The sequence below is a fragment of the Streptomyces sp. ISL-66 genome (assembly GCF_018614135.1).
Classification (GTDB): Bacteria; Actinomycetota; Actinomycetes; order Streptomycetales; family Streptomycetaceae; genus Streptomyces.
In genome coordinates, this window is the sequence record NZ_JAGGOW010000062.1 from 1 (window position 1) to 21,304 (window position 21,304).

General features: G+C 73.4%; 13 protein-coding genes, 2 tRNA genes and 1 pseudogene. 7 read left to right on the plus strand and 9 right to left on the minus strand.

The genetic code is table 11. The features are described 5' to 3' along the window. Positions 1–338 precede the first annotated feature (338 nt). Positions 339–875 (minus strand): MarR family winged helix-turn-helix transcriptional regulator, encoded by a 537-nt coding sequence (locus tag J7E97_RS12925; RefSeq protein WP_215026132.1) that lies wholly within the window; start codon positions 873–875, stop codon positions 339–341. 123 nt (positions 876–998) lie between these two features. Between J7E97_RS12925 and J7E97_RS12930 the strand changes: the two genes are divergently transcribed. Further along, complete coding sequence (locus J7E97_RS12930; RefSeq protein WP_215026206.1) at positions 999–2,273, plus strand: MFS transporter; 1,275 nt, start codon at positions 999–1,001, stop codon at positions 2,271–2,273. 129 nt (positions 2,274–2,402) lie between these two features. On the opposite strand, the gene J7E97_RS12935 is transcribed toward J7E97_RS12930, so the two are convergent. Further along, positions 2,403–4,289, minus strand: a complete 1,887-nt coding sequence (locus J7E97_RS12935; protein ID WP_215026134.1) for an ATP-binding SpoIIE family protein phosphatase — start codon at positions 4,287–4,289, stop codon at positions 2,403–2,405. Positions 4,290–4,445: 156 nt separating this feature from the next. Then, positions 4,446–5,840, minus strand: a complete 1,395-nt coding sequence (locus tag J7E97_RS12940) for an NAD(P)/FAD-dependent oxidoreductase (protein ID WP_215026136.1) — start codon at positions 5,838–5,840, stop codon at positions 4,446–4,448. Positions 5,841–6,182: 342 nt separating this feature from the next. On the opposite strand from J7E97_RS12940, the gene J7E97_RS12945 reads away from it, so the two are divergent. Together J7E97_RS12945 and J7E97_RS12950 are read left to right on the plus strand one after the other, a co-directional pair. After that, on the plus strand, positions 6,183–6,965 hold the full coding sequence (locus tag J7E97_RS12945) for a helix-turn-helix domain-containing protein (RefSeq protein ID WP_215026139.1): 783 nt from the start codon (positions 6,183–6,185) through the stop codon (positions 6,963–6,965). Positions 6,966–7,249: 284 nt separating this feature from the next. Further along, positions 7,250–9,184 carry a sigma-70 family RNA polymerase sigma factor gene (locus tag J7E97_RS12950; protein WP_215026142.1) on the plus strand — a complete coding sequence of 645 codons (1,935 nt, stop codon included), beginning with the start codon at positions 7,250–7,252 and terminating at the stop codon, positions 9,182–9,184. A gap of 217 nt (positions 9,185–9,401) precedes the next feature. On the opposite strand, the gene J7E97_RS12955 is transcribed toward J7E97_RS12950, so the two are convergent. Beyond that, positions 9,402–11,663, minus strand: coding sequence for an asparagine synthase-related protein (locus J7E97_RS12955; RefSeq protein WP_374224148.1), 2,262 nt, complete (start codon positions 11,661–11,663; stop codon positions 9,402–9,404). 643 nt (positions 11,664–12,306) lie between these two features. Here J7E97_RS12955 and J7E97_RS35755 point away from each other — a divergent pair. The 4 genes from J7E97_RS35755 (at position 12,307) to J7E97_RS12980 (ending at position 17,766) form a co-directional block, all read left to right on the plus strand. After that, on the plus strand, positions 12,307–14,100 hold the full coding sequence (locus tag J7E97_RS35755) for a sporulation protein (RefSeq protein ID WP_251054382.1): 1,794 nt from the start codon (positions 12,307–12,309) through the stop codon (positions 14,098–14,100). A gap of 78 nt (positions 14,101–14,178) precedes the next feature. Beyond that, a complete protein-coding gene (gene lhgO / locus J7E97_RS12970) occupies positions 14,179–15,378 on the plus strand; it encodes an L-2-hydroxyglutarate oxidase (protein ID WP_215026209.1) in 1,200 nt (399 codons plus the stop codon). Positions 15,379–15,581: 203 nt separating this feature from the next. Next, positions 15,582–16,400, plus strand: a complete 819-nt coding sequence (gene trmB / locus J7E97_RS12975) for a tRNA (guanosine(46)-N7)-methyltransferase TrmB (protein WP_374224147.1) — start codon at positions 15,582–15,584, stop codon at positions 16,398–16,400. Positions 16,401–16,443: 43 nt separating this feature from the next. Beyond that, on the plus strand, positions 16,444–17,766 hold the full coding sequence (locus J7E97_RS12980; RefSeq protein WP_215026148.1) for a PrsW family intramembrane metalloprotease: 1,323 nt from the start codon (positions 16,444–16,446) through the stop codon (positions 17,764–17,766). Here J7E97_RS12980 and J7E97_RS12985 read toward each other — a convergent pair. From J7E97_RS12985 to J7E97_RS35760, 5 genes and pseudogenes are all read right to left on the minus strand, one after another. Next, entirely contained in the window at positions 17,763–18,824 is a 1,062-nt protein-coding gene (locus tag J7E97_RS12985; RefSeq protein WP_215026151.1) for a M23 family metallopeptidase, read from the minus strand. The two genes, J7E97_RS12980 and J7E97_RS12985, sit on opposite strands and share 4 nt — an antisense overlap. Positions 18,825–19,112: 288 nt before the next feature. Further along, positions 19,113–20,288: a PP2C family protein-serine/threonine phosphatase gene (locus J7E97_RS12990; protein ID WP_215026154.1), complete on the minus strand. Its 1,176-nt coding sequence runs from the start codon at positions 20,286–20,288 to the stop codon at positions 19,113–19,115. Positions 20,289–20,500: 212 nt separating this feature from the next. Then, positions 20,501–20,574: transfer RNA gene (locus tag J7E97_RS12995), tRNA-Met, on the minus strand. A gap of 235 nt (positions 20,575–20,809) precedes the next feature. Beyond that, positions 20,810–20,882, minus strand: a tRNA-Lys gene (locus J7E97_RS13000). Between the two features lie 174 nt (positions 20,883–21,056). After that, positions 21,057–21,304: pseudogene (locus tag J7E97_RS35760) on the minus strand (RNA helicase); the annotation flags it as partial.

Here is a 21,304-nt window from a genome sequence, read left to right on the forward strand (position 1 = left end):
TCACCCTCTCGGGCTTTCCTCCAGGCGCTTCCTTCGTTCTTGTGTCTCCGACTCTATCAGACTCTTTCGGGCCTGACTCCCAGTCAGCGGGATTTGCCTTCCGGGCTGTTGGGCCCTTCCGACTCCCAGAACTCTAGTGGATTTCCCTGGCGATTCATAATCGGCCTTCGGAAATGAATTCGGGCATGCCGAATACGTTCCCGGTGGGAGATCTTGCTGAGGTGGGTGCCGCAACGAGGCGGCGGGATTCGTGGCCTCTGAAACGTTTCGCCTCAGGGACAACTCGAAGAACCTTACGGATCCGTGGGGACCGTGTCAACCCTGGGCGGAGTCCGGGCTCAGCTCGGGGACTGGAGGTCCTCCACGCGGTCCAGGAGGCGAGTGAGCATGTCGCCCAAGGCCCCGCGCTCCGCCGTGGAGAGGTCCTGGAGGAGGTCCTCCTCGAAGACCGTGGCCGCGCGCATCGCGTCCAGCCACTTGCTGCGGCCTTCAGCCGTGAGCTCGACGATCACGCGGACGCGGTTGTTCTCGTCCCGCTCGCGCGTGACCAGCCCTTCCGCCGTCATGCGGTCGATCCGGTGCGTCATCGCCGCCGGCGTGAGGCCCAGCTGCTTGGCGAGCTCGCTCGGACCCATCCGGTACGGGGCTCCGGAGAGCACGAGGGCCTTGAGGACCTCCCACTCCGCGTTGCTGATGCCCAGGGCCGCGGTCTGGCGCCCGTACGCGACGTTCATCCGGCGGTTCAGGCGGCTGAGGGCCGATACGACCTTCTCGACCTGGGGGTCGAGGTCCTGGAATTCGCGCTGATAGACGGCGATCTGTTCGTCGAGGCTCGGCTCGTGGACGGGCGCAGTGCCGTCGGGGGTGTCACCCATGGTGCGAAGTATGGCACGAGCCCGTTGGCATCTAACTCCTTCGGTGTGTAGTGTTAAGGATCGAACTTTAGGTATGAAGTCTTCAGGCTTCAGTAATCAAGGTGGTGAGAAGTGACCAGGGTGATGGGCGCTGCGATGCGGAGGATCCAGGCCGGGAACGCGTTGACCGCGTTCGGTATCGGTTTCACGGTTCCGTTCCTCTACGTGTACGCGGCGAAGGTGCGGGAGCTGGACCCCATGTGGGCGACGTGCACGTTCGTCGCGTTTGCCCTCGGTGCGCTCCTCGCGCTGCCCTTCACCGGCCGGGTCATCGACCGGCGGGGGCCCGCCCCCGTGGTCATCGGTGCGGCGTTCCTCGCCTCGCTCGGCTCGCTCTCGCTCGGTCTCTCCACCAGCGTCGTACCGATCCTGCTGTCGGCCCTGGCGCTCGGCGCCGGGCAGGCCGTCATGCAGCCCGCGCTGGCCACGATGATCGTGCGCTGCTCCACGCCCTCCACCCGGACCCGGGCCTTCGCCCTCCAGTTCTTCATGCAGAACCTGGGCCTGGGCATCGGCGGCCTCATCGGCGGTCTCATCGTCGACGAGACGCGTCCCGGCAGCTTCACCCTGCTGTTCGGCATCGAGGCCGTGATGTTCCTGATCCTGGCCGGGGTCATCGCCACGGTGCGGTTGCCGCAGGTGCCGGCCATCAGCGGCGCCCTGGCCAAGGCCGCCGCGCAGGCGGGCGGCGGCTGGAAGCGGCTGCTCGAGCACAAGGCCATGGTGCAGTTCTGCGTCCTCGGCTTCGTCCTCTTCTTCGCCTGCTACGGACAGTTCGAGTCGGGCCTGTCCGCCTTCGGCACCGAGGCGGCCGGGGTCTCCCCCTCCGTGCTCGGGTTCGCCCTGGCCGCCAACACCGGTGCCATCGTCGTGGCGCAGTTCGTCGTGCTGAAGCTCGTCGAGAACCACCGCCGGTCCCGGGTGATCGCGCTCGTCGGCCTGATCTGGACCGGCGCGTGGATCATCGCCGGCTTCTCCGGGCTGGGCCACGGCAGCGCGATGATGGCCGCCGCCGCGTTCATCACCACGTACGCGCTCTTCGGCATCGGCGAGGCCATGCTGTCGCCGACGCTGGCGCCGCTCGTCGCGGATCTGGCTCCGGAGGGGTCCGTGGGCCAGTACAACTCGGCCTTCGCCCTGGTGAAGCAGATGGCGCTGGCGCTCGGGCCGCTCGGTGTGCCGCTGGGCGCGGGGGTGCCGATGCTCTACATCGGGACCTTCGTACTGGTCTCGCTGGGCATCGCCTGGCTGGCGCTGCGCCTCGGCAAGCAGCTGACTCCGGTGCAGGACAACCCGGCGCTGGCCCGCGGTGTGCTCGTGCCGGAGCCGGCGAAGGCGGCCGAGGCCGTACCCGCGTAGACGTACCCGCGTAGACGTATATACGGAGACCTCCGTACGCGCAGGAGAACGGCGAAGGCCCCGGTCCGGTGGATCGGGGCCTTCGCCGTGTCCGGGTACCCGGCTACTTGTCCTTGTCCTTGTCCTTATTCATTCCTTGTCCTTGTTCGTGTCCTTGTCCGGGAGGGCGAACTCGCACCAGACGGCCTTGCCGCCGCCCGGGGTGCGGCGGGAGCCCCAGGACGAGGCGATGGTGGCGACGATCGAGATGCCGCGGCCCGTCTCGTCCGCCGGTTCGGCGCGGCGGCGGCGCGGGAGGTGGTCGTCCCCGTCGGTGACTTCGATGATCAGGCGGCGGTCGGTGCGGCGCAGGCGCAGGCGCATCGGCGGGGTGCCGTGCTGGAGGGAGTTCGCGACGAGCTCGCTGGCGGCCAGGACGCCGAGGTCGCACAGCTCGACCGGGAACCGCCAGGAGGCGAGGACGCCCTGGGCGAAGGCGCGGGCGCGCGGGGCGGCCTCGATGCCGCCGTGGAGTTCGAGGGCGGCGTTGCGGAAGAGCTCGGCGTCGGCACCGGTGCGGGTGGGCTGCTGGAGGACCATCACGGCCACGTCGTCGTCGTGGTCGGCGTCCACCCCGAGGGCGCGCATCAGGCGGTCGCAGATGACGGCGGGGCTGCCCTGGGCTCCGGAGAGGGCGCGCTCCAGGGCGGCCACGCCTTCGTCGATGTCCTCGCCGCGGCGTTCGACCAGGCCGTCGGTGTAGAGGACGGCGGTGGAGCCGGGGCCGAGCGCGATCGTGCCGGAGGTGTGGAGCCAGCCGCCGGTGCCCAGCGGCGGGCCGGTGGGGTCGGCTGCGCGGCGCACGGTGCCGTCCTCGTCGCGGACGAGGATCGGGAGGTGGCCGGCGGAGGCGTAGGCGAGGAGGCCTTCGTTGGGGTCGTGGACGGCGTAGACGCAGGTGGCGATCTGGCTGGCATCGATCTCGGCGGCCAGTCCGTCGAGGAGTTGCAGGACCTCGTGGGGCGGGAGGTCCAGACGGGCGTACGCGCGGACGGCGGTGCGGAGCTGGCCCATGACCGCGGCGGCGCGGACCCCGCGGCCCATGACGTCGCCGATGACGAGGGCGGTGCGGCCGGCGCCGAGGGTGATGACGTCGTACCAGTCGCCGCCGACGGCGGCCTCGGTGCCGCCGGGCTGGTAGGTGGCGGCCACCCGCAGGTCGTCCGGCTGCTCCAGCTCTTGCGGGAGGAGGGAGCGCTGGAGGGTGACGGCGGCCTCGCGCTGGCGGCGCTCGCTGGCGCGCAGGCGCTCGGCGGCCTCGGCGTGGTCGGTGACGTCCGCGAGGTGGACGAGGACGCCGGTGTGGTGGGGGGTGCCGTCGGTTTCGCCGTCGCTGCCCGTGGCCGTGCCGGTGGGCGTGGCTGTGGATGTGGACATGGCCCTGCCCGTGTCCGCGGCGGGGTCCGTGGCCGGAGTACCGCTGTCCCTATGGGTCTTGGGGAACTCGACCGGGGTGCAGGTGACCGTGTAGGAGCTGCCGCCGCCGGGCGCGGAGCGGTTCTTGGCGGTACGGGACTTCCCGCTGCGCTGGACCTGGTCGAGGAGCGGGAGCAGGCCGAGCGCGCCGAGTTCGGGGAGGGCGAGGTGCGCGGGGGCGCCGGGGGTGCGGGCGCCGAAGCCGGCGGTGTAGGCGTCGTTGACGTAGGCGACGCGGTGTTCGGGGCCGTGCACGAGGGCGACGAGGGCCGGGAGGCGGTCGAGGACTTCCCGTACGGCGAGCTCGTCGAGCGAGGGGACGGGGGCGTGGGCGGTTCCCGTACCGGCCGCGGCTCCCGGGGCGGTGGTGCCCGCGCCGGTGCCGCGGACGGTGGGGTCGGCGGGGACGCCGTCCGGTGCGGTCGCGGAATGGCCGGCGGCGCCGCGGGCGGCCGGGACCGAGCCCTCGCCCCGTTTGGCCTGGGCGGCGGCGTGTTCGGAGCGGGCGGCGGCGCGGCGCTGCGTTCCGGGAAACCGGGCGCTCCAGCGCGTGAAGTTCACTGCTTCTAGCCTCGTGGTGTCGCTCGTGGTCGCTATGTCACTCGGTGGCACTTGGGTGCACTCGGATGTCACGCATATGTCACGCTGGTGTCACTCTGTGCAGGTGTGAGCCCACCTATGGTCACACGTCCAGTGTGGCCGACGGCACTGACAACGTCAGCTTCCGCTCTTCTTCGGTGGCTCCTTGGGGCCCCCGCCCGCGGCGAGTTCGAATTCTGCTCTGGGGTGTTCGAGGGATCCCAGCGAGACGATCTCACGCTTGAAGAGGCCGGAGAGCGTCCACTCGGCGAGCACGCGCGTCTTGCGGTTCAGGGTGGGGACGCGGCTGAGGTGGTAGGCGCGGTGCATGAGCCACGCCGGGTAGCCCTTGAGCTTGCGTCCGTAGACGTGGGCGACGCCCTTGTGGAAGCCGAGGGAGGCGACGGACCCGGCGTACTTGTGGGCGTACTCGGTGAGGACTCCGCCGCGCAGGGACGACACGAGGTTGTCGGCGAGGACCTTGGCCTGGCGGACGGCGTGCTGGGCGTTGGGGGCGCAGGGGACGCCCTTCTCCGCGGCCGTGATGTCGGGGACGGAGGCGGCGTCGCCGGCGGCCCAGGCGTGTTCGACGCCTTCGACGGTCAGGAAGGAGGTACAGGCGAGGCGGCCGCGTTCGTTCTTGGGCAGGTCGCTGGCGGCGAGGACCGGGTGCGGTTTGACGCCGGCGGTCCATACGACGGTGCGGGTGGGGAAGCGGGCGCCGTCGCTGAGGACGGCAACGCGGTTCTCGCAGGATTCGAGGCGGGTCTCGAGGCGCAGATCGATGCCGCGGCGGCGCAGTTCGCGGATCGTGTAGGTGCCCATCTCGGGCCCGACCTCGGGAAGGATCCGGTCACTGGCCTCGACCAGGATCCACTTCATGTCCTCGGGTTTGACGTTGTGGTAGTAGCGGGCGGCGTAGCGCGCCATGTCCTCCAGCTCGCCGAGCGCTTCGACACCGGCGTAGCCGCCGCCGACGAAGACGAAGGTGAGGGCGGCGTCGCGGATCGCGGGATCGCGGGTGGAGGAGGCGATGTCCATCTGTTCGATGACGTGGTTGCGCAGGCCGATGGCCTCTTCGACGGTCTTGAATCCGATGGCGTAATCGGCGAGCCCCGGGATGGGGAGGGTGCGCGAGACGGAGCCGGGGGCGAGGACGAGTTCGTCGTACTCGATCTCGACCGGGCCGGCGCCCTCCTCGTCGGTGGCGAGGGTGGTGACGGTCGCCGTCCGTTTGGCGTGGTCGATGCGCTGGGCCTCGCCGATGACGATGCGGCATTCGCTGAGGACGCGGCGCAGGGGAACCACCACGTGGCGTGGGGAAATGGAGCCCGCGGCCGCTTCCGGAAGGAAGGGCTGGTACGTCATGTACGGCTCGGGAGAGACCACCGTGACCTCGGCCTCGCCGGTTCTCAGCTTTCGCTGGAGCCGGAGTGCCGTGTACATGCCTACGTAGCCGCCGCCGACGATCAGGATCCGCGTGCGGGGCGGGTTTCCGGGGGACTCGCCCCGGGAGTTAGCAGCCTTCACCACCCCATGACGCAACGTGGCCGGGAGTTTGTCCACAGGCCCGACAGATTGTGTGACCGGAAGGGGTACCGGGAGCGGGTCGTCCGGGGGGTCGGAAGGAGGTGAAGGTGCGCAGGTCAGGGCGTGCGGAAGGGGTGATTCCGGGGGCTTCCAACGGAAAAGTGGGGGTGAATGCTCCGATCGGGCGGCGGTCCGTCCGGGGCTGCCTCTTCTGAATTGACCCTGGCTCAACTATGTTCGTATCTCGTCGAGGAGTAGGACCAGGGCCCACATGACCGTGGCCCCCCTCGACACGAAGGCGGGGAGTGTCTCCGGGGGGAGACATATGATTACCGGGGGATACATATGCACATTTCCGATTTCCATGCTTCTGCGACCGCTCTGTCGTCGGCCACTGCCTCTTCGGAGAGCAACGGCCGCCTGATGGCAGGCGGCGCCACGACGCACGGCGTGGGTCGTTCCACGCCGCTGCGCGTCGACGCCCAGCGCAATCTCGAACACGTACTGCGAGCCGCCCGCGAGGTCTTCGGCGAGCTCGGTTACGGGGCTCCGATGGAGGACGTCGCGCGCCGTGCGCGGGTCGGCGTCGGCACGGTGTACCGGCGGTTCCCGAGCAAGGACGTCCTGGTCCGGCGGATAGCCGAGGAGGAGACCTCCCGGCTGACCGAGCAGGCCCGGACCGCGCTCGGCCAGGAGGAGGAGCCGTGGCAGGCGCTGTCGCGCTTCCTGCGCACCTCCGTGGCCTCCGGCGCCGGACGGCTGTTGCCGCCACAGGTGCTGCGGGTCGGCGGTCCCGGCGAGGAGGAGGCCGAGGCCGCGCGGGTGCCGCACCAGCGGCAGGTCCACGTGACCGGCGGGGCACCCGAGCTGCGGATCGTCGGCTCTTCGCGGGGCCTGGAGGACGAGCCCTCGGACGACGCGGGCGCGGGCGAGCTGCTGGAGGTCGTCGGCCGTCTGGTCGAGCGGGCCCGGGAGGCCGGCGAACTGCGGGGCGACGTCACGGTGGCCGATGTGCTGCTGGTGATAGCCACGGCCGCGCCGGCCCTGCCGGACGCGGCGCAGCAGGCCGCGGCTTCGGCACGGCTGCTCGACATCCTGCTCGAGGGGCTGCGGTCCCGGACGGTCTGATGCGTCCGGGTCGGCTCCGGCCGGGTCGGCTCGGGAGTCGGCTCGGATCGGCTCGGGGGTCGGCTCCGGTCGGGTCGGCTCCGGTCGACTCCATAGCGTGGGCCGGCTGGCGCCGGCTCGGAGCCGTCGGATGGCGGCTCGCTCGAGCAGGTGGGGTGGCGTACGGCAATTCCCGGCATTGTGCCCGGATGAGTGGATGGTGTGCAGACGGACACGGGGCGTGTTCGCCGTGTGACACGCTGGATCGGTGTACCGGTTGAGTGTGTCGTGCGGGGGCTTTCGCGATGAGCGTTGACGGTCGGGAAGAGCCCTACGGTGGCGTCGGCGGCGAAGTCGAGGCGGGTGATCTGCCCGCGCGGCAGGTGCCGGCGCAGCGCGAACCGGGCGGGCGGCACGCCGCCGGAGCCAGCGGTGAGCTGCCCCCGTCCGACGGGGACTTGATCGCCCGCATGCGCGGGGGCGACGACGGTGCGTACGAGGAGCTGTTCCGCCGGCACGCCGATGCCGTACGGCGCTACGCCCGCACCTGTTGCCGGGACGGGCACACGGCCGACGATCTGACGGCCGAGGTGTTCGCGCGCACCCTCCAGGCGGTACGGGGAGGCGCCGGTCCGGATCAGTCCGTCCGTGCCTATCTGCTGACCACCGTGCGACGGGTCGCCGCGGCCTGGGCGAAAACCGCGAAGCGGGAGCATCTGGTCGAGGACTTCGCGCTGTTCGCGGAGCAGGCCTCCGCGTCCGGCGACGGCGGGGTCGGGCTGGCCGGGGACGACACCCTGGAACTCGGCGCCGACGTGCGGGCGATGCACGAGGCCGAGCAGTCGCTCGCCATGCAGGCCTTCCGGAGCCTGCCCGAGCGGTGGCAGGCCGTGCTGTGGCACACCACCGTCGAGGAGGCGTCCCCGAGCGCGATCGCCCCTCTCTTCGGGCTGAGCGCCAACGCGACCGCGGTACTGGCCAGTCGGGCCCGGGAGGGTCTCAAGCAGGCATACCTCCAGGCCCACGTGAGCACCGCGCTGAGCTCGGGCGGGGACTGCGCCCGGTACGCCGACCGGCTCGGGGCGTACGCCCGCGGCGGCCTGCGGATGCGGGCCGAGCGGGGGCTGCGCAAGCACCTGGAGGAGTGCGCCCGGTGCCGGGTCGCCGCCCGGGAGCTCAAGGACGTCAACGCGGGCATTCCCGCACTGCTGCCGATCGCCGTCATCGGGTGGTTCGCCGCCGGGTACGCGGCCAAGGCGGCCGGAGTCGTGGCCGGCGGGGCCGTCGCCGCGGGCGGTGCCGGGGCCGCCGCGGGAGGATCGACCGTCGGGGTGACGGGTGCGGGCACCGCCGGTGGAGCCGCCGGGGGTGCCGCGGCCAGTGGGGCCGCCGGAACGGGCGGAGCCGGTGGGGCCGGTGGGGCCCTGGCTTCGGAAGGGCTGGGGCTTCCGGCCAAGGCGGCCATCGCCGCCGGAGTCGTGGTCGCCGCCGCGGCCGGGGTGGTGTTCGCGCTGGCCGGTGACGACGCCGAGCCGCCCGCGAGCGCGAAGCCCGCGCCGAGCATGGCGGCGCCGATCGTGCCTGCGGCGAAGCCCTCCGCTCCGGCCTCGCAGGAGCCGAGCCCGACGCGGGCGCAGCCGGCGCCGGCGCGCGTGACCACTCCGCCGGCCAAGGCTCCGGCCGCGCCGGCGCCTTCCCCCAGCCGGGTGCGGCGGTCGGCGAGCCCTGGGCGTAGCCAGAGCCCCGGCCCAAGTCCCCGTCCGACTCCGCGTCTCAAGGCGCCGCCGAAGCCGGCGCCGGCGGCGCAGGCGTTCCGGATCGCCCGGCTGGGCCGCTCCGCGTACGGCGACCACGACGGTCCCGAGATCCAGACCTGGCAGAGCAGCTGGGTGTGGCAGCGCTGGGGGCTGAGGATCGGCGGGCAGCGGTTCGCCCACGGGATCACCGTCGACTCCCGGTCCTCCGTGCAGATCGCGCTCAACCGGCAGTGCACGGACTTCACCGCGCGGGCCGGGGTGGACGGGCTGTCGCTGTACACGGACGGCGAGGTGCGGTTCTCCGTGTACGGGGACGGGCAGCGGCTGTGGCGGTCGGCGGTGATCGGGCGGGAGGACCCGGCGGCGAGCGTGTCCGTGTCGTTGTCAGGGCACAAGACGCTGCGGCTGGTCGTGGAGCGGGTGGGAAGCGGGTCGTTGCCGGTGTTGGCGAGCTGGGTCGACGCGGTGATCAGCTGTCGCTGACGGGGACGTCGGGTCGGGGGTCCCTCGCCCCCGCGGATTTCCCCAGGTGACCGGGCCTCTGGGTCGACCGTGCCCCGGCTGTCCTTGGCGAGGCCGAGGTTCACCGGCGGCGATGGATCTTCTCGGCCCGGCTGCATTCGCCCTGTGCGTGCCGGTGCTGTGGCCGCGCGGTGCCGTGCCGGGCGTCGCAACCCGGTGAACCCTTCCGGTCACCGCACTAGGAGAGGGCCGGGCGGCGGAGGGGGACGCCCTTGGGGACCGCTCGGCGGCGGGGGGTGGAGGTGCCCGTCCAGCAGGTGCCCCGGCGGGAGAGGAGGCGGCCCAGCCACAGTTCCATCGAGACGAGTTCGGCCAGGCCGTCCAGCGGGACCGGGCGGCCGTCCGCCGCGTCGAGCAGGGCCTGGCGGACGACGCGGGCCTCGATCAGGCCCGCGTCCGCCAGGAGCGGGGTCGCGAAGAGGGACAGCAGGTGCGGGAGGGCCGCGCGCAGGCCCAGGCGGGTGGCGGATTCGTTCGGGGCGTGGGTGGTGGCGCCCCATCCCGCGGGGAGTTCGCGGACCCCGGCCGAGGACAGGACGCTGCGCAGGATCGCGGCCCGCGCGCCGGGCTGGACGCGCAGGGATTCGGGGAGGGCGCGGGCGGCCCGTACGACCTGGTTGTCCAGGAAGGGCGCGTGCAGGCGCTGGCTGCGGACTTCCACGGCCTGTTCGAAGACCCGGTGGTCGGCGGCGTGGCGGGCCAGGGCCGCGCGGGCCCGGGCCTCCCCGGGCCGCAGGGAGAGCGGGGGGCGGCCGGCGGCGGCGGTCAGGCGGATCGATACCTCTGCCAGGGCCTCGCCGGTCAGCCAGCCCGCCGCCGGGCCGGGGCGGGACCAGGTCAGGGCCGCGAGCGAGGCGTCCACGGGGGAGGAGGGGCCGGTGCCCGCGCCGCCTTCGCGCAGCCGGGCGGCGGCCGCTTCCATGCCCGCGCGGTACGGCGTACGCGCCAGGCGGCGGGCGGCGGAGTAGACGGTGAGCGGGACGGTGAACGGGACGAGGAGGGAGTCGCCGGGGGACGAGCGGGCCAGGGCCAAGGCCGGGCGCAGCAGGTGGCGTCTGCGGCGGTCCATCAGGAGGTCGGCGAGCCGGGCGGGGTGGGCGTCGAGGACCTGGCGGGCTCCGTGGCCGGTGAAGTGGTCCGCCGATCCGGCGGCCAGGCGGCGGCGCTCGCGGGCGGCGAAGACGAGGGAGGGGCCGGGCTCGTCGGTGAGCGGACCGTCGAGGTCCGCGTACGGGAGCGCTTCCTCGGCGGCGGCCACGACCACGTGGTGCAGGCGGGGGTTGGCGGCGATGGCGTGGGCGCGTTCCAGTTCGGGTTCGCGGCCCTGGGGGGTGGCCAGGTCGTTGAAGGTGACGGCGAGGAGGCGTTCGCCGGTGCGGCTGAGGATCGTGCCGGGCGCCCCGGGGAGGCCGGCCGCGAGCAGGGCGAGGGTGGCGGAGGCGCTGCCGCCGGAGAGGTCGGCGCCGACTCCGGGTACGGGCGCGGGGGCGCCGCGGGCCGCGCGCCGGTCGGCGGGGCCCATTCCTGGTACCGGCCCGGGATCGTGGGGCAGTGTGTCGGGGGCATGGCGGGGAGCCGTGAGCCGGGCGCGCACCGCGTCGACCAAAGCTTCCCGTACGCCCTCCACCGCGCACTCGGCGTCGGCCTCGGGAGCGGCCACCGCGAGGGAGGCAACCGCCTCGTACCCGGTGATCTCCCGCGAGCCCTCGCGCAGGATCAGCGCGTGGCCGGGCGGGATGCGGCGCACGCCGACGTACGGTGTGCCGTCGCCCAGCGCCTCCGGGCTGTCGGGGCAGGCCAGCAGGGTGGCGAGATGGCCGACGTCGAGCTGGGCCTCGATCAGGTCGGCGAGCGGGAGGGCGGCGGTGGCGTACGCGGTCCCGCTCGCCCAGGGCGTGTAGAAGACGGGGCGGGCGCCCGCGAGGTCGCCGACGACGGTGATGCGGCGGCCGGCCTGGACGACGGCGGTGTAGCTGCCGGGCCACTGGGTGAGGTGGCGCAGCGCGCCGCCGCGGGCGGCGGAGAGGCCGCGGCGGAGTTCCTCGTCGGTGGCGCCGCAGCAGCCGAACACGGCGAGCCGGATGAAGGGGTCGGCGGGATCGGCGGTGAGGGTGCGGATCTCGTCCGGGCGCCAGTCGCCGACGGCCCACAGGGGGTCGGGGTCTCCCCACAGGAGCTGGGCGCCCACGGGGACCACGGTGCGGTCGGCCTGGGAGGCCGCCGGGTCGTCGGGGTGGTCGGCGTCGGCGAGGCCGCCGCGCACGGGGCCGTCGCCCCAGCCGTCGGGGCCGGAGCCGTAGCCGGGGGCCGATCCGTAGCCGGAGTTGTGGCCGGAGCCGTATCCGCCCTGGCCGGAGCTTTGCGCGGTGGCGTGCCCCGCGACGCGTCCGGCCGTGCCGAAGCTCGCGGCGATGCTGCTCCAACCCACCAACCAGCGCACCGCCGCCTCCCCTGCCGTGGGCATCCGACCGGGGTGCGGACGGCGCGGCCGGCGCTTTTGGGCGCGGTCGGCGGGACCCCGGGTGGCTCGGGGACCATGCTGCCACGAGACAGGCGTGCGAGAGTGGTTCTGGGGGGCGCACATGCAAACGAACACGCCCCGCCCAGGCGGTATTTGGCGTTCCGTTCCCACCGCCCCATAGGTCTGTTTCGGCCATTCTTCGACCGTACTGCGGACCCTTCCGGGCCCCTGCCCGCACTGACGGCGCCCGTCCCGCGGGGCGCGGTCCGGGGGGCGGGATCCACCCCCCGGACCGTTCCGCCACCCGCGGGGATTGAGGCAGCGGCGTCCCCCGGCCCGTCGGGTCCACGCAGCGGGCCGACCCACGCACCGTCATCGAATCGTCGGGCCCGCGGTGCGGCCAGAGCGCACGGCCGGGCGCACGGCCACACGGGCGGAGCACGCACCGACAGGTGCGCCCCGGGCCCGGACCCCTCCCCGACTGTGCATACGGACAACAATCCCGCCATACGGGACTGGGGGCCTTAACGCTTGGGAGGCGGGGAACTACGCTGGGTTTACGAAATGCCGGGAGCCTATGCCCCGGTGGCGTCTGCGTTCCGCGTGTGACGAGGGGTGGCGCATGTCCAGGGAGCTCCGCGAGCCCAATGAGAAGCTCGGCGCCGTCCTCGCCCTCGCGGGCATCAGCAACGCCGGGCTGGCCCGGCGGGTCAACGACCTCGGCGCGCAGCGCGGCCTGACGCTTCGGTACGACAAGACGTCGGTGGCCCGGTGGGTGTCGAAGGGGATGGTGCCGCAGGGCGCCGCCCCGCACCTGATCGCGGCTGCCATCGGCGCGAAGCTCGGCCGGCCCGTGCCGCTGCACGAGATCGGCCTCGCGGACGCGGATCCGGCGCCCGAGGTGGGGCTGGCCTTCCCGCGCGACGTGGGGGCCGCCGTGCGCTCGGCGACCGAGCTGTACCGGCTCGACCTGGCCGGACGGCGCGGCGGTGGCGGGATCTGGCAGTCGCTCGCCGGTTCCTTCTCGGTGTCGGCGTACGCGACGCCGGCCTCGCGCTGGCTGATATCTCCCGCCGACGGCTCCGTGGCGCGCGAGCCGGGTCGGACCCAGGGCCAGGTCGGCGGAGCGGGACAGGGACGGGGAACGGGGAAGGCGCAGGGGCAGGGGCCAAGCCAGGGACCGGGGGTACCGGGCCAAGGGCTGGGACAGGGACCGGGCAGCGGGCGGAGTCAGGGACAGGGGCCGGGACAGGGGCAGGGCAGCAGCGAGCAGGGTCAGCGCCGGGGAGCGCCGTCCCGCGCGACCGCGGCATCGCGCGAACCGGTGCCGGGTGCGGCCCCGCCGGAAGGCCTTCCGGCGCCGCCGGGCGCCCTCGTCGGGGGTGTGCCCGCCCAGCCTTCGGGCGAAACTCCCGCACCCGGCGTCGGCGCCGCCGCATCCGCCGTGCCCGCATCCGTGCCCGCATCCGCGCCGGCCGCCGCCTCCGAGGCCGGTCCGCTGCGCGTGGGCCACAGCGACGTGGCGAAGCTGCGCGAGGCCGCCGAGGACGCCCGCCGCTGGGACTCCAAGTACGGGGGCGGCGACTGGCGTTCGTCGATGGTCCCCGAATGCCTGCGGGTGGACGCGGCGCCCCTGCTGCTCGGCTCCTACACCGACGAGGTCGGCCGGGCGCTCTTCGGCGCGACCGCCGAACTGACCCGGCTCGCCGGCTGGATGGCGTTCGACACGGGCCAGCAGGAAGCCGCCCAGCGCTACTACATCCAGGCGCTGCGCCTGGCCCGCGCCGCGGCCGACGTACCGCTCGGGGGGTACGTGCTCGCGTCGATGTCGCTGCAGGCCACGTACCGGGACTTCCCGGACGAGGGCGTGGACCTGGCGCAGGCCGCCGTGGAGCGCAACCGCGGCCTGGCCACCGCCCGCACCATGAGCTTCTTCCGCCTCGTCGAGGCGCGGGCGCACGCGAAGGCGGGCGATTCGGCGGCCGCCGGGGCCGCGCTGCGGGCCGCCGAGGGCTGGCTGGAGCGGGCCCGGGACGGCGACGGGGACCCCACCTGGCTCGGCTTCTACTCCTACGACCGCTTCGCGGCGGACGCGGCCGAGTGCTACCGCGACCTCAAACTCCCGCGGCAGGTAAGGCGCTTCACGGAGCAGGCCCTTTCGCGGCCGACGGAGGAGTACGTACGCTCGCACGGGCTGCGGCTCGTCGTGAGCGCGGTGGCCGAGCTGGAGTCGGGGAACCTCGACGCGGCGTGCGCCGCCGGCACCCGGGCGGTGGAGGTCGCGGGCCGGATCTCCTCGGCGCGGACGAACGAGTACGTACGGGACCTGCTGCACCGGCTGGAACCGTACGGGGACGAACCGCGCGTCGCCGAACTGCGCGAGCGGGCCAGGCCTCTGCTGGTGACCCCGGCATAGGCCCCGCGTGGCCTCGTTGTCAGTGGCGGGGTGCACTATGCAGGGGTGGGAGGTGTCAGCGTGGGCGGCTTGGGCAGCATGGGCAGGGTGGACTGCGACGTGCTGGTGATCGGCGGCGGAATCGTCGGCCTGTCGACGGCTCATGCCCTCGCCAGGCTCGCTCCGGGGACCCGCGTGGTCGTCCTGGAGAAGGAGGACGGCCCCGCCCGGCACCAGACAGGCCGCAACAGCGGCGTGATCCACAGCGGCATCTACTACAAGCCGGGCTCCCTCAAGGCGCGCTTCGCGGTGCGCGGGGCGGCCGAGATGGTCAAGTTCTGCGCCGAGCACGGCATCGCGCACGAGGTGACCGGCAAGCTCATCGTCGCCACCGAGCGGGACGAACTGCCGCGCCTGCACGCGCTCGTGCAGCGGGGCCGGGAGAACGGCATCCCGGTGCGGGAGCTGGGGCCCACCCAGATCTCCGAGTACGAGCCGCAGGTGCGCGGGCTCGCCGCGATCCACGTCGGGACCACCGGGATCGTGGACTACGGGCGGGTCGCGGAGCAGCTGGCGGAATCCTCGGGTGCGGAGATCGTCTACGGCGGGGCGGTCGATCTGATCTCGCGGCGCGCGTCGGGGGTGGCGGTGCGGACGAGCACCGGCCTGGTGGTGCGCGCGCGGGTCCTGGTGAACTGCGCGGGGCTGCAGTGCGACCGGATCGCGCGGCTGGCCGGGGACGACCCGGGGATGCGGATCGTGCCGTTCCGGGGCGAGTACTACGACCTGGTCCGGCCCGAGCTGGTGCACGGCCTGGTCTATCCGGTGCCGGATCCGGCGTTCCCCTTCCTCGGGGTCCATCTGACGCGGGGCATCGGGGGCGGGGTCCACGTCGGACCGAACGCGGTGCCGGCGCTGGCGCGCGAGGGGTACGGGTGGGGCACGGTCCGGCCGCGGGACCTCGCGGACGAGCTGGCCTGGCCGGGATCCTGGCGGATGGCCGCGCGGCACTGGCGGTACGGGGCGGGCGAGGTGTGGCGTTCGGTGTCGAAGCCGGCGTTCGTCGAGGCGGTACGGCGGCTGCTGCCGGCGGTCACCGCGGCGGACCTGGTGCCCGCGGCGGCCGGGGTCCGGGCGCAGGCGGTGCTGCGGGACGGGACGCTGGTGGACGACTTCCTGATCCGGGAGTCGGCGAGGACGGTGCACGTCCTGAACGCGCCGTCGCCCGCGGCCACCGCTTCACTGCCGATCGGGCGGGAGATCGCCTCCCGGGCGCTCACCGCGCTGCGCGCGGCGTGATTCCGGGTCGGGTGGTCGTGCCGGTGCTCCGCCCTGATCCGTAGGGCCCCCGGGCCCGGGCTCGGCCCCGGACCCCACGCCCCGAACGCCGACCGCGCTGGATTTCGGTCCGCGCGGGCCCTTGGCGGACCCTCGGCGGACCCTCGGCGGAGCGGACGGCCCGGAGGGCGTTCGGCGTGCGCCCGCGTAGAATCGGTCGCATTGTGTCTGAGTCCCGCATCCCCCCGAGTCCCGCCCCCGAGCCGACGCCGGAGGCATCCACCTACGCGCCCCCGAAGTGGCGGACCGAGCCCCGGTTCCCCGACGGGCCCACGCCCGATCCGGCGGGCTCGCACTACGAGCGTCGGATCCGGAGCTTCCAGCCCCGGCGCAGCCGGGTCACCACCGGTCAGGGCGAAGCCCTGAAGCGGCTCTGGGGGACCTGGGGGTTCGACATCGACGGGCACGAGGTCATCGACCTCAAGCAGATGTTCGGCGGGCTGCCCGTCGTGCTGGAGATCGGCTTCGGCATGGGCGAGGCCACCGCGCAGATGGCCGCCGCCGATCCGGGGACCGGGATCCTCGCCGCCGACGTGCACACTCCGGGGCAGGGCAACCTCCTCGCCCTCGCGGAGCGGAACGGTCTGACCAACGTCCGCGTCGCCAACGGGGACGCCATCATCCTGCTCCGCGAGATGCTGCCGCCGGACTCCCTCGCCGGGCTCCGCGTGTACTTCCCCGACCCCTGGCCCAAGTCCCGCCACCACAAGCGGCGGCTGATCCAGCCCGAGTTCCTCGCGCTGGCCGCCACCCGCCTGGCGCCCGGGGCGATCCTGCACTGCGCGACCGACTGGGAGCCGTACGCCGAGCAGATGCTCGAAGTGCTCACCGCGCAGCCGGAGTTCGAGAACACGCAGGCCGACGGCGGCTACGCGCCCCGCCCCGACTTCCGTCCCCTCACCCGTTTCGAGGGCCAGGGCCTCGACAAGGGCCACGTCGTACACGATCTCCTCTTCCGCCGCACGGGTAACGCGGAGAACTGACAACGTCACTCCGCGTGTCTGGTCCGCTCGGTAGAGTCATCGCGTGTCCCGAGCGACCCGACCGCCCCGCGATCTCCCCGCACGCCGGTTGCCGCACGTGCTCCGAACGCCCCGAGCGCGTACGTACGCACTCGTCGCGCTGCTCGCCGCCTCCGGCGTCGCGATCCTGGAGCTCGTGCGGGAACAGACGGGCACGCCCGGCTTCTTCGTCGGTCTCGGCCTGGCCCTGTTGCCGGTGGCGCCGCTCATGGCGGCGTTCCGCTGGCTGGGCCGGGCCTCGCCGCATCCCTGGGCGCAGCTGCTGTTCTGCTTCGGCTGGGGCGCGTGCGCCGCGGCGCTGATCGCCATACTGGCCAACAGTTTCGCCACCCAGTGGATAGCCGCGACCACCGCCGATCCCTCCGACGCCGATCAGCTGGGCTCGGTGGCCATCGCGCCGGTGGTCGAGGAGAGCGCCAAGGCGGCCGCCCTGTTGCTGGTGTTCCTGTTCCGCAGACGGCAGTTCACCGGCCCGGCCGACGGTTTCGTGGTGGCCGGCTTCACCGCCGTCGGCTTCGCCTTCACCGAGAACATCCTCTATCTCGGCAACGCCTTCGACGAGGACGCCGCCAACGGCACCGGGGTGCTGAACTCCGTGACGGCCGCGACGTTCTTCGTCCGGGCCGTCATGTCCCCGTTCGCGCACCCGCTGTTCACGGTGTTCACGGGCCTCGGTTTCGGCGCGGCCGCGCTCGCCTCGGGCCGCACGCGCCGGATCGGCCTGCCCCTGCTGGGCCTGGCCCCGGCCATGGGGCTGCACGCGCTGTGGAACAGCTCCTCCGACCTCGGGGAGTCCGGTTTCTACGTGGTCTACGGCTGCGTGATGGTCCCGGTGTTCGGGCTGCTGGTGTGGCTGGCCGTGTGGATACGGCGCCGGCGCTTGAAGGCCGTCGCCGGGGAGCTCGCGGTGTACGCGGCCGCCGGCTGGCTGGGCCCGGCCGAGGTGCCCGCGCTGGTGTCGATGCCGGCGCGTTCGCTGGCCCGCGCGCTGGCCCGCAGGACGGGTGGCCGTCCGGCGGCGCGCGCCGTCGCCCGGTACGAGGCGGACGCGGTGGCCCTCGCCCTGCTACGGCGCCGGGCGCGCGGCGGCGGCCCGGCCCGCGAGCCGGATTTCACCGGCCGGGAGCGGGAGTTGCTGCGCCGGCTCTGGCTGCGCCGTGCGACGGCGGGGCCGGCGTTGTCCCGGGCGGCGGTGCTGGAGGAGCTGCTGCCGCCCTCCTTCGATCCGCTCCGCCCCGCGCTGGTCGGCGTACCGGCTCCGCGCGATCCGCGGTCGGCTCCGCTGTCCGAACCGCGCGGTCCGCGGTCCGCGGTCCGCGGTCGTTAGACGGTCAGTCCCTTTGCCCTCAGCCACGCCAGCGGGTCCACCGTAGAGCCGCCTTCGCGCACTTCGAGGTGGAGGTGGGGGCCGGTGACGTTGCCGGTCGCGCCGACCCGGCCGATGGTGTCGCCCGCCGCGACCGAGCCGCCGGTGACCGACATCGAGGACAGGTGGCAGTACCAGACCTCGGTGCCATCGGGGAGTTCCAGCACGATCCGGTAGCCGTACGCACCGGACCAGCCGGCCGAGGTGATCTTGCCTGCGCCGACGGCCTTGACGGGGGTGCCGGTCGGGGCCGCGAAGTCGAGGCCGGTGTGGTGCCCGGAGGACCACATGGAGCCGGAGTCTCCGTAGTGCGAGGTGAGGGTGTAGGCGGAGGTGGGAAGGGCGTAGCTGCCGGCGGACTCGGCGGCGGCCTGCTGCGCGGCCTTGGCCTCGGCCGCCGCCTTGGCCTCCTGCGCTTCGCGCGCCTCCTTCGCGGCCTGTTCGGCCGCGGCCGCCTCGGCCGCCTTGCGCGCGGTCTCCTGGGCCTCGCGGGCCTCCTTGGCGGCGGCCTCCTGCGCGGCCCGCTCGGTCTCGGCCCGCTCCTGGGCCGCGGCGGCGTCCTGCTGGGACTCGGCCTGCTGGAGGATGCGGCTGCGCAGGAGTTCGCCGGCGTCGGCGCTCCGGTCCGCCTGCCGCGGGATGATCCCGGTCCGGGTCCCCTCCGGGCGCGCCCCGCTGCCGGTGTCGGCGTCCGTACCGCTGCCGGTGGCGCGGGGGGCGCCGTCGTCCTCGCCGCCCAGGGCGCCCGGCAGGGAGGGCAGGGAGGGCAGGGAGGGCAGGCTGATGGCGACCTGGGGCCGGTCCTGCGCGGTGGCGATGCCGCCCGCGCCGACGGCCGCGATGACGCCGACGCCGAGCACCGTGGAGGAGCGGGCGAGTCCGCCGCGCTGCTTGAGCACGCGGTGCTTGCCGCGCGGCGGCCGGGCCGAGTCCTCGGTGGGGTTCCACTCGCCCCAGGCGCCGGCGGTGGGCGGATCCTGGAGGTCGGTGCCTTCATGGGCAGGCGAGTTGGAGGCCACCTGGGCACACTCCTCATGGACGGGCACACGCACGGCGCCGTCTCTTGCGACGGCCGGGACGACCGCGCTGCGTTATCGAACGGTAATAGAAGAAGGGGAGTGATTCCAAGCAGTTGCGATTGATCGTTAACGACAATCGGCCACGCGCCGAACGGCTCTGGCCAGGACTTTTATTAGCATTCAGGGATCAACTCGGGCAAAAATCAGGCGACTCGCCCGCCCCTCGCGCCACAACGTCACATTGACACCCCGTCAAGAACCTTGCTGAATGCGGCATTCCGGTCACGCTCAGTCGTCTTTCGGCACCACCGGCACCGTCCGCCGCCGGTCGGGCTGCCGCTCGCCGGGCCGCGCGAGGGCCAGCAGCGCCATGTCGTCCGTCGCCGCGCCGCCCGTGTGCCGGCGGACATCGCTGCTGAGCGCGCTCAGCAGCTCGTCCGGCCCGGGGAAGACCCGGCCGAGCAACCGGGCCGCCGGATCGTAGAAGGCACCGGAAGCGTTCCGGGCCTCCGTCAGCCCGTCCGTGTACAAGAGCAGCGTGGCCCCCGGCGGAAACGGCCACTCCTGCGCCCGGTCGGGCCAGCCGCCCACGTCCCCCAGGCCCAGCGGCAGCGCCGCCTCCGCCGGGGTCAGCGCCGCGAGCGCCCCGTCCGCGAACAGCAGCAGCGGTTCGGGGTGGCCCCGGTTGACGAGCCGCAGCAGGCCCGCGCCCGGCGGGATCTCACCGAGCACGCACGTGGTGAACCCCTCCACCGCGTCCAGGCTGTCGCGCCGGATGCCCTCGCGGGCCAGCGCCCGTTCCAGCCGCTGCGCCACCGCCTCCAGCGACGGCTCGCTCTCCGCCGCCTCCCGGAACGCCCCGAGCACCACGGCCACGGCCTCGACCGCCCCCAGCCCCTTCCCCCGTACGTCGCCCACCGCCAGCCGGACGCCGTACGGGGTGTCCTGGACGGCGTACAGGTCCCCGCCGATGGAGGCGTCCGCCTGCGCGGCCTCGTACGAAGCGGCGACGTGCAGGCCCCCGATCCGCTCCGCGGGCGTCGGCAGTACGGCGCGCTGGGCGGCCTCGGCGATCCCGCGCGCCGAGGCGAGCTGTTCCGTACCGCGCCGCACGACCACGTTGATCAGCGTGGCCAGCCCGCAGACGGTCACGACGGTGACCAGCTCGGTCATGGCCTCCACCTTCCAGGTGGTGCCGTTGTAGACGTGCAGCACCATCACGGCGAGCGTGGCCGCGATCCCGGTCAGGACGGTGACCCGGAGCGTGAAGAGGGGAGCGGCGATCAGCGGGGCGGCCGAGAAGAAGGGGGAACCCGTGAAGCTGGGCGGGGTGAGAACGTCGAAGAGGAATCCCACGGCGATCAGGGCGGCCGGGAGCATCTTGACGAGCCTGCGGACCACGGCGCTGGCGGCGAACGCGCCGAACGCACGCTCGCCCCTGCCCTGCCGGCCCAGCCGCGCCACGCTGTTCTCCTGCCGCCCGGTCCGTCGCATCGGGTGCGGGCCCGCCGCCGCCTCGTCCCCCAAGGCTCGCCGCAGGAGGGCCGGTTCGGCGACCCGGGCGGGCCCGTTCGGGTGAGGCGGGACGCGGACCACGGCCCGTGCACGGCTCCGCGTATGACTCCACGTACGACGAAAGCCCGGTTCCCCAAGGGGAACCGGGCCTTCGTACTGAGTAGCGGGGGCAGGATTTGAACCTACGACCTCTGGGTTATGAGCCCAGCGAGCTACCGAGCTGCTCCACCCCGCGTCGGTAAACCTCACTCTACGCCATCCGGGAGGAGCCCTGGGCCAATTGGCCTCCGCACCACCTCAGGAACGGACATCACTGCAGGTCAGGACGCTAGAACCCGACTGGAGACGGCCAACTCGGGGCTGTCCGGCCGGATCTGGCGCAGCACCCGGCAGGCCCCCGGGGAGTCCCGGAGCCGTCCCCGAACGACGCAGTGCCCCGTCCGGCGGACCGGACGGGGCACTGGGAGCAGTAGGCCATGTCGGACTCGAACCGACAACCAACGGATTAAAAGTCCGCTGCTCTGCCAATTGAGCTAATGGCCCTCGACGTGCTCACCCCAGAGCATAGCCGCAGACCGCCGGAGCACCGATCGCATATCGGCTCTCCCGTCCGGGGATGTCGGCGCGGGGGCCGCACCGGGCCGGGACGCGAACAGGGCCCCCACGACGTGGTGTCGTGGGGGCCCTGCTTCAGATCGGTCGGCTCAGAGCCTCGGATCAGCCGTTGCGCTTCCAGCGGGGCTTGTCGTCACGACGGCCGCCGAAGGAGGAGCCGGTCGAGCCGGAGCCCGACGGGCGGTGGTCGCCACCGGAGCGGAAGCCGCCACCGGCCGGACGGTCGCCACCGGAGCGGAAGCCGCCACGGTCGCCACCGCGGTCGTCACGGTTGTAGGTGCTCGACGGACGGTCGTCGCGGTTGTAGGTGCTCGACGGACGGTCGTCGCGGTTGAAGGTGCCCGACGGAC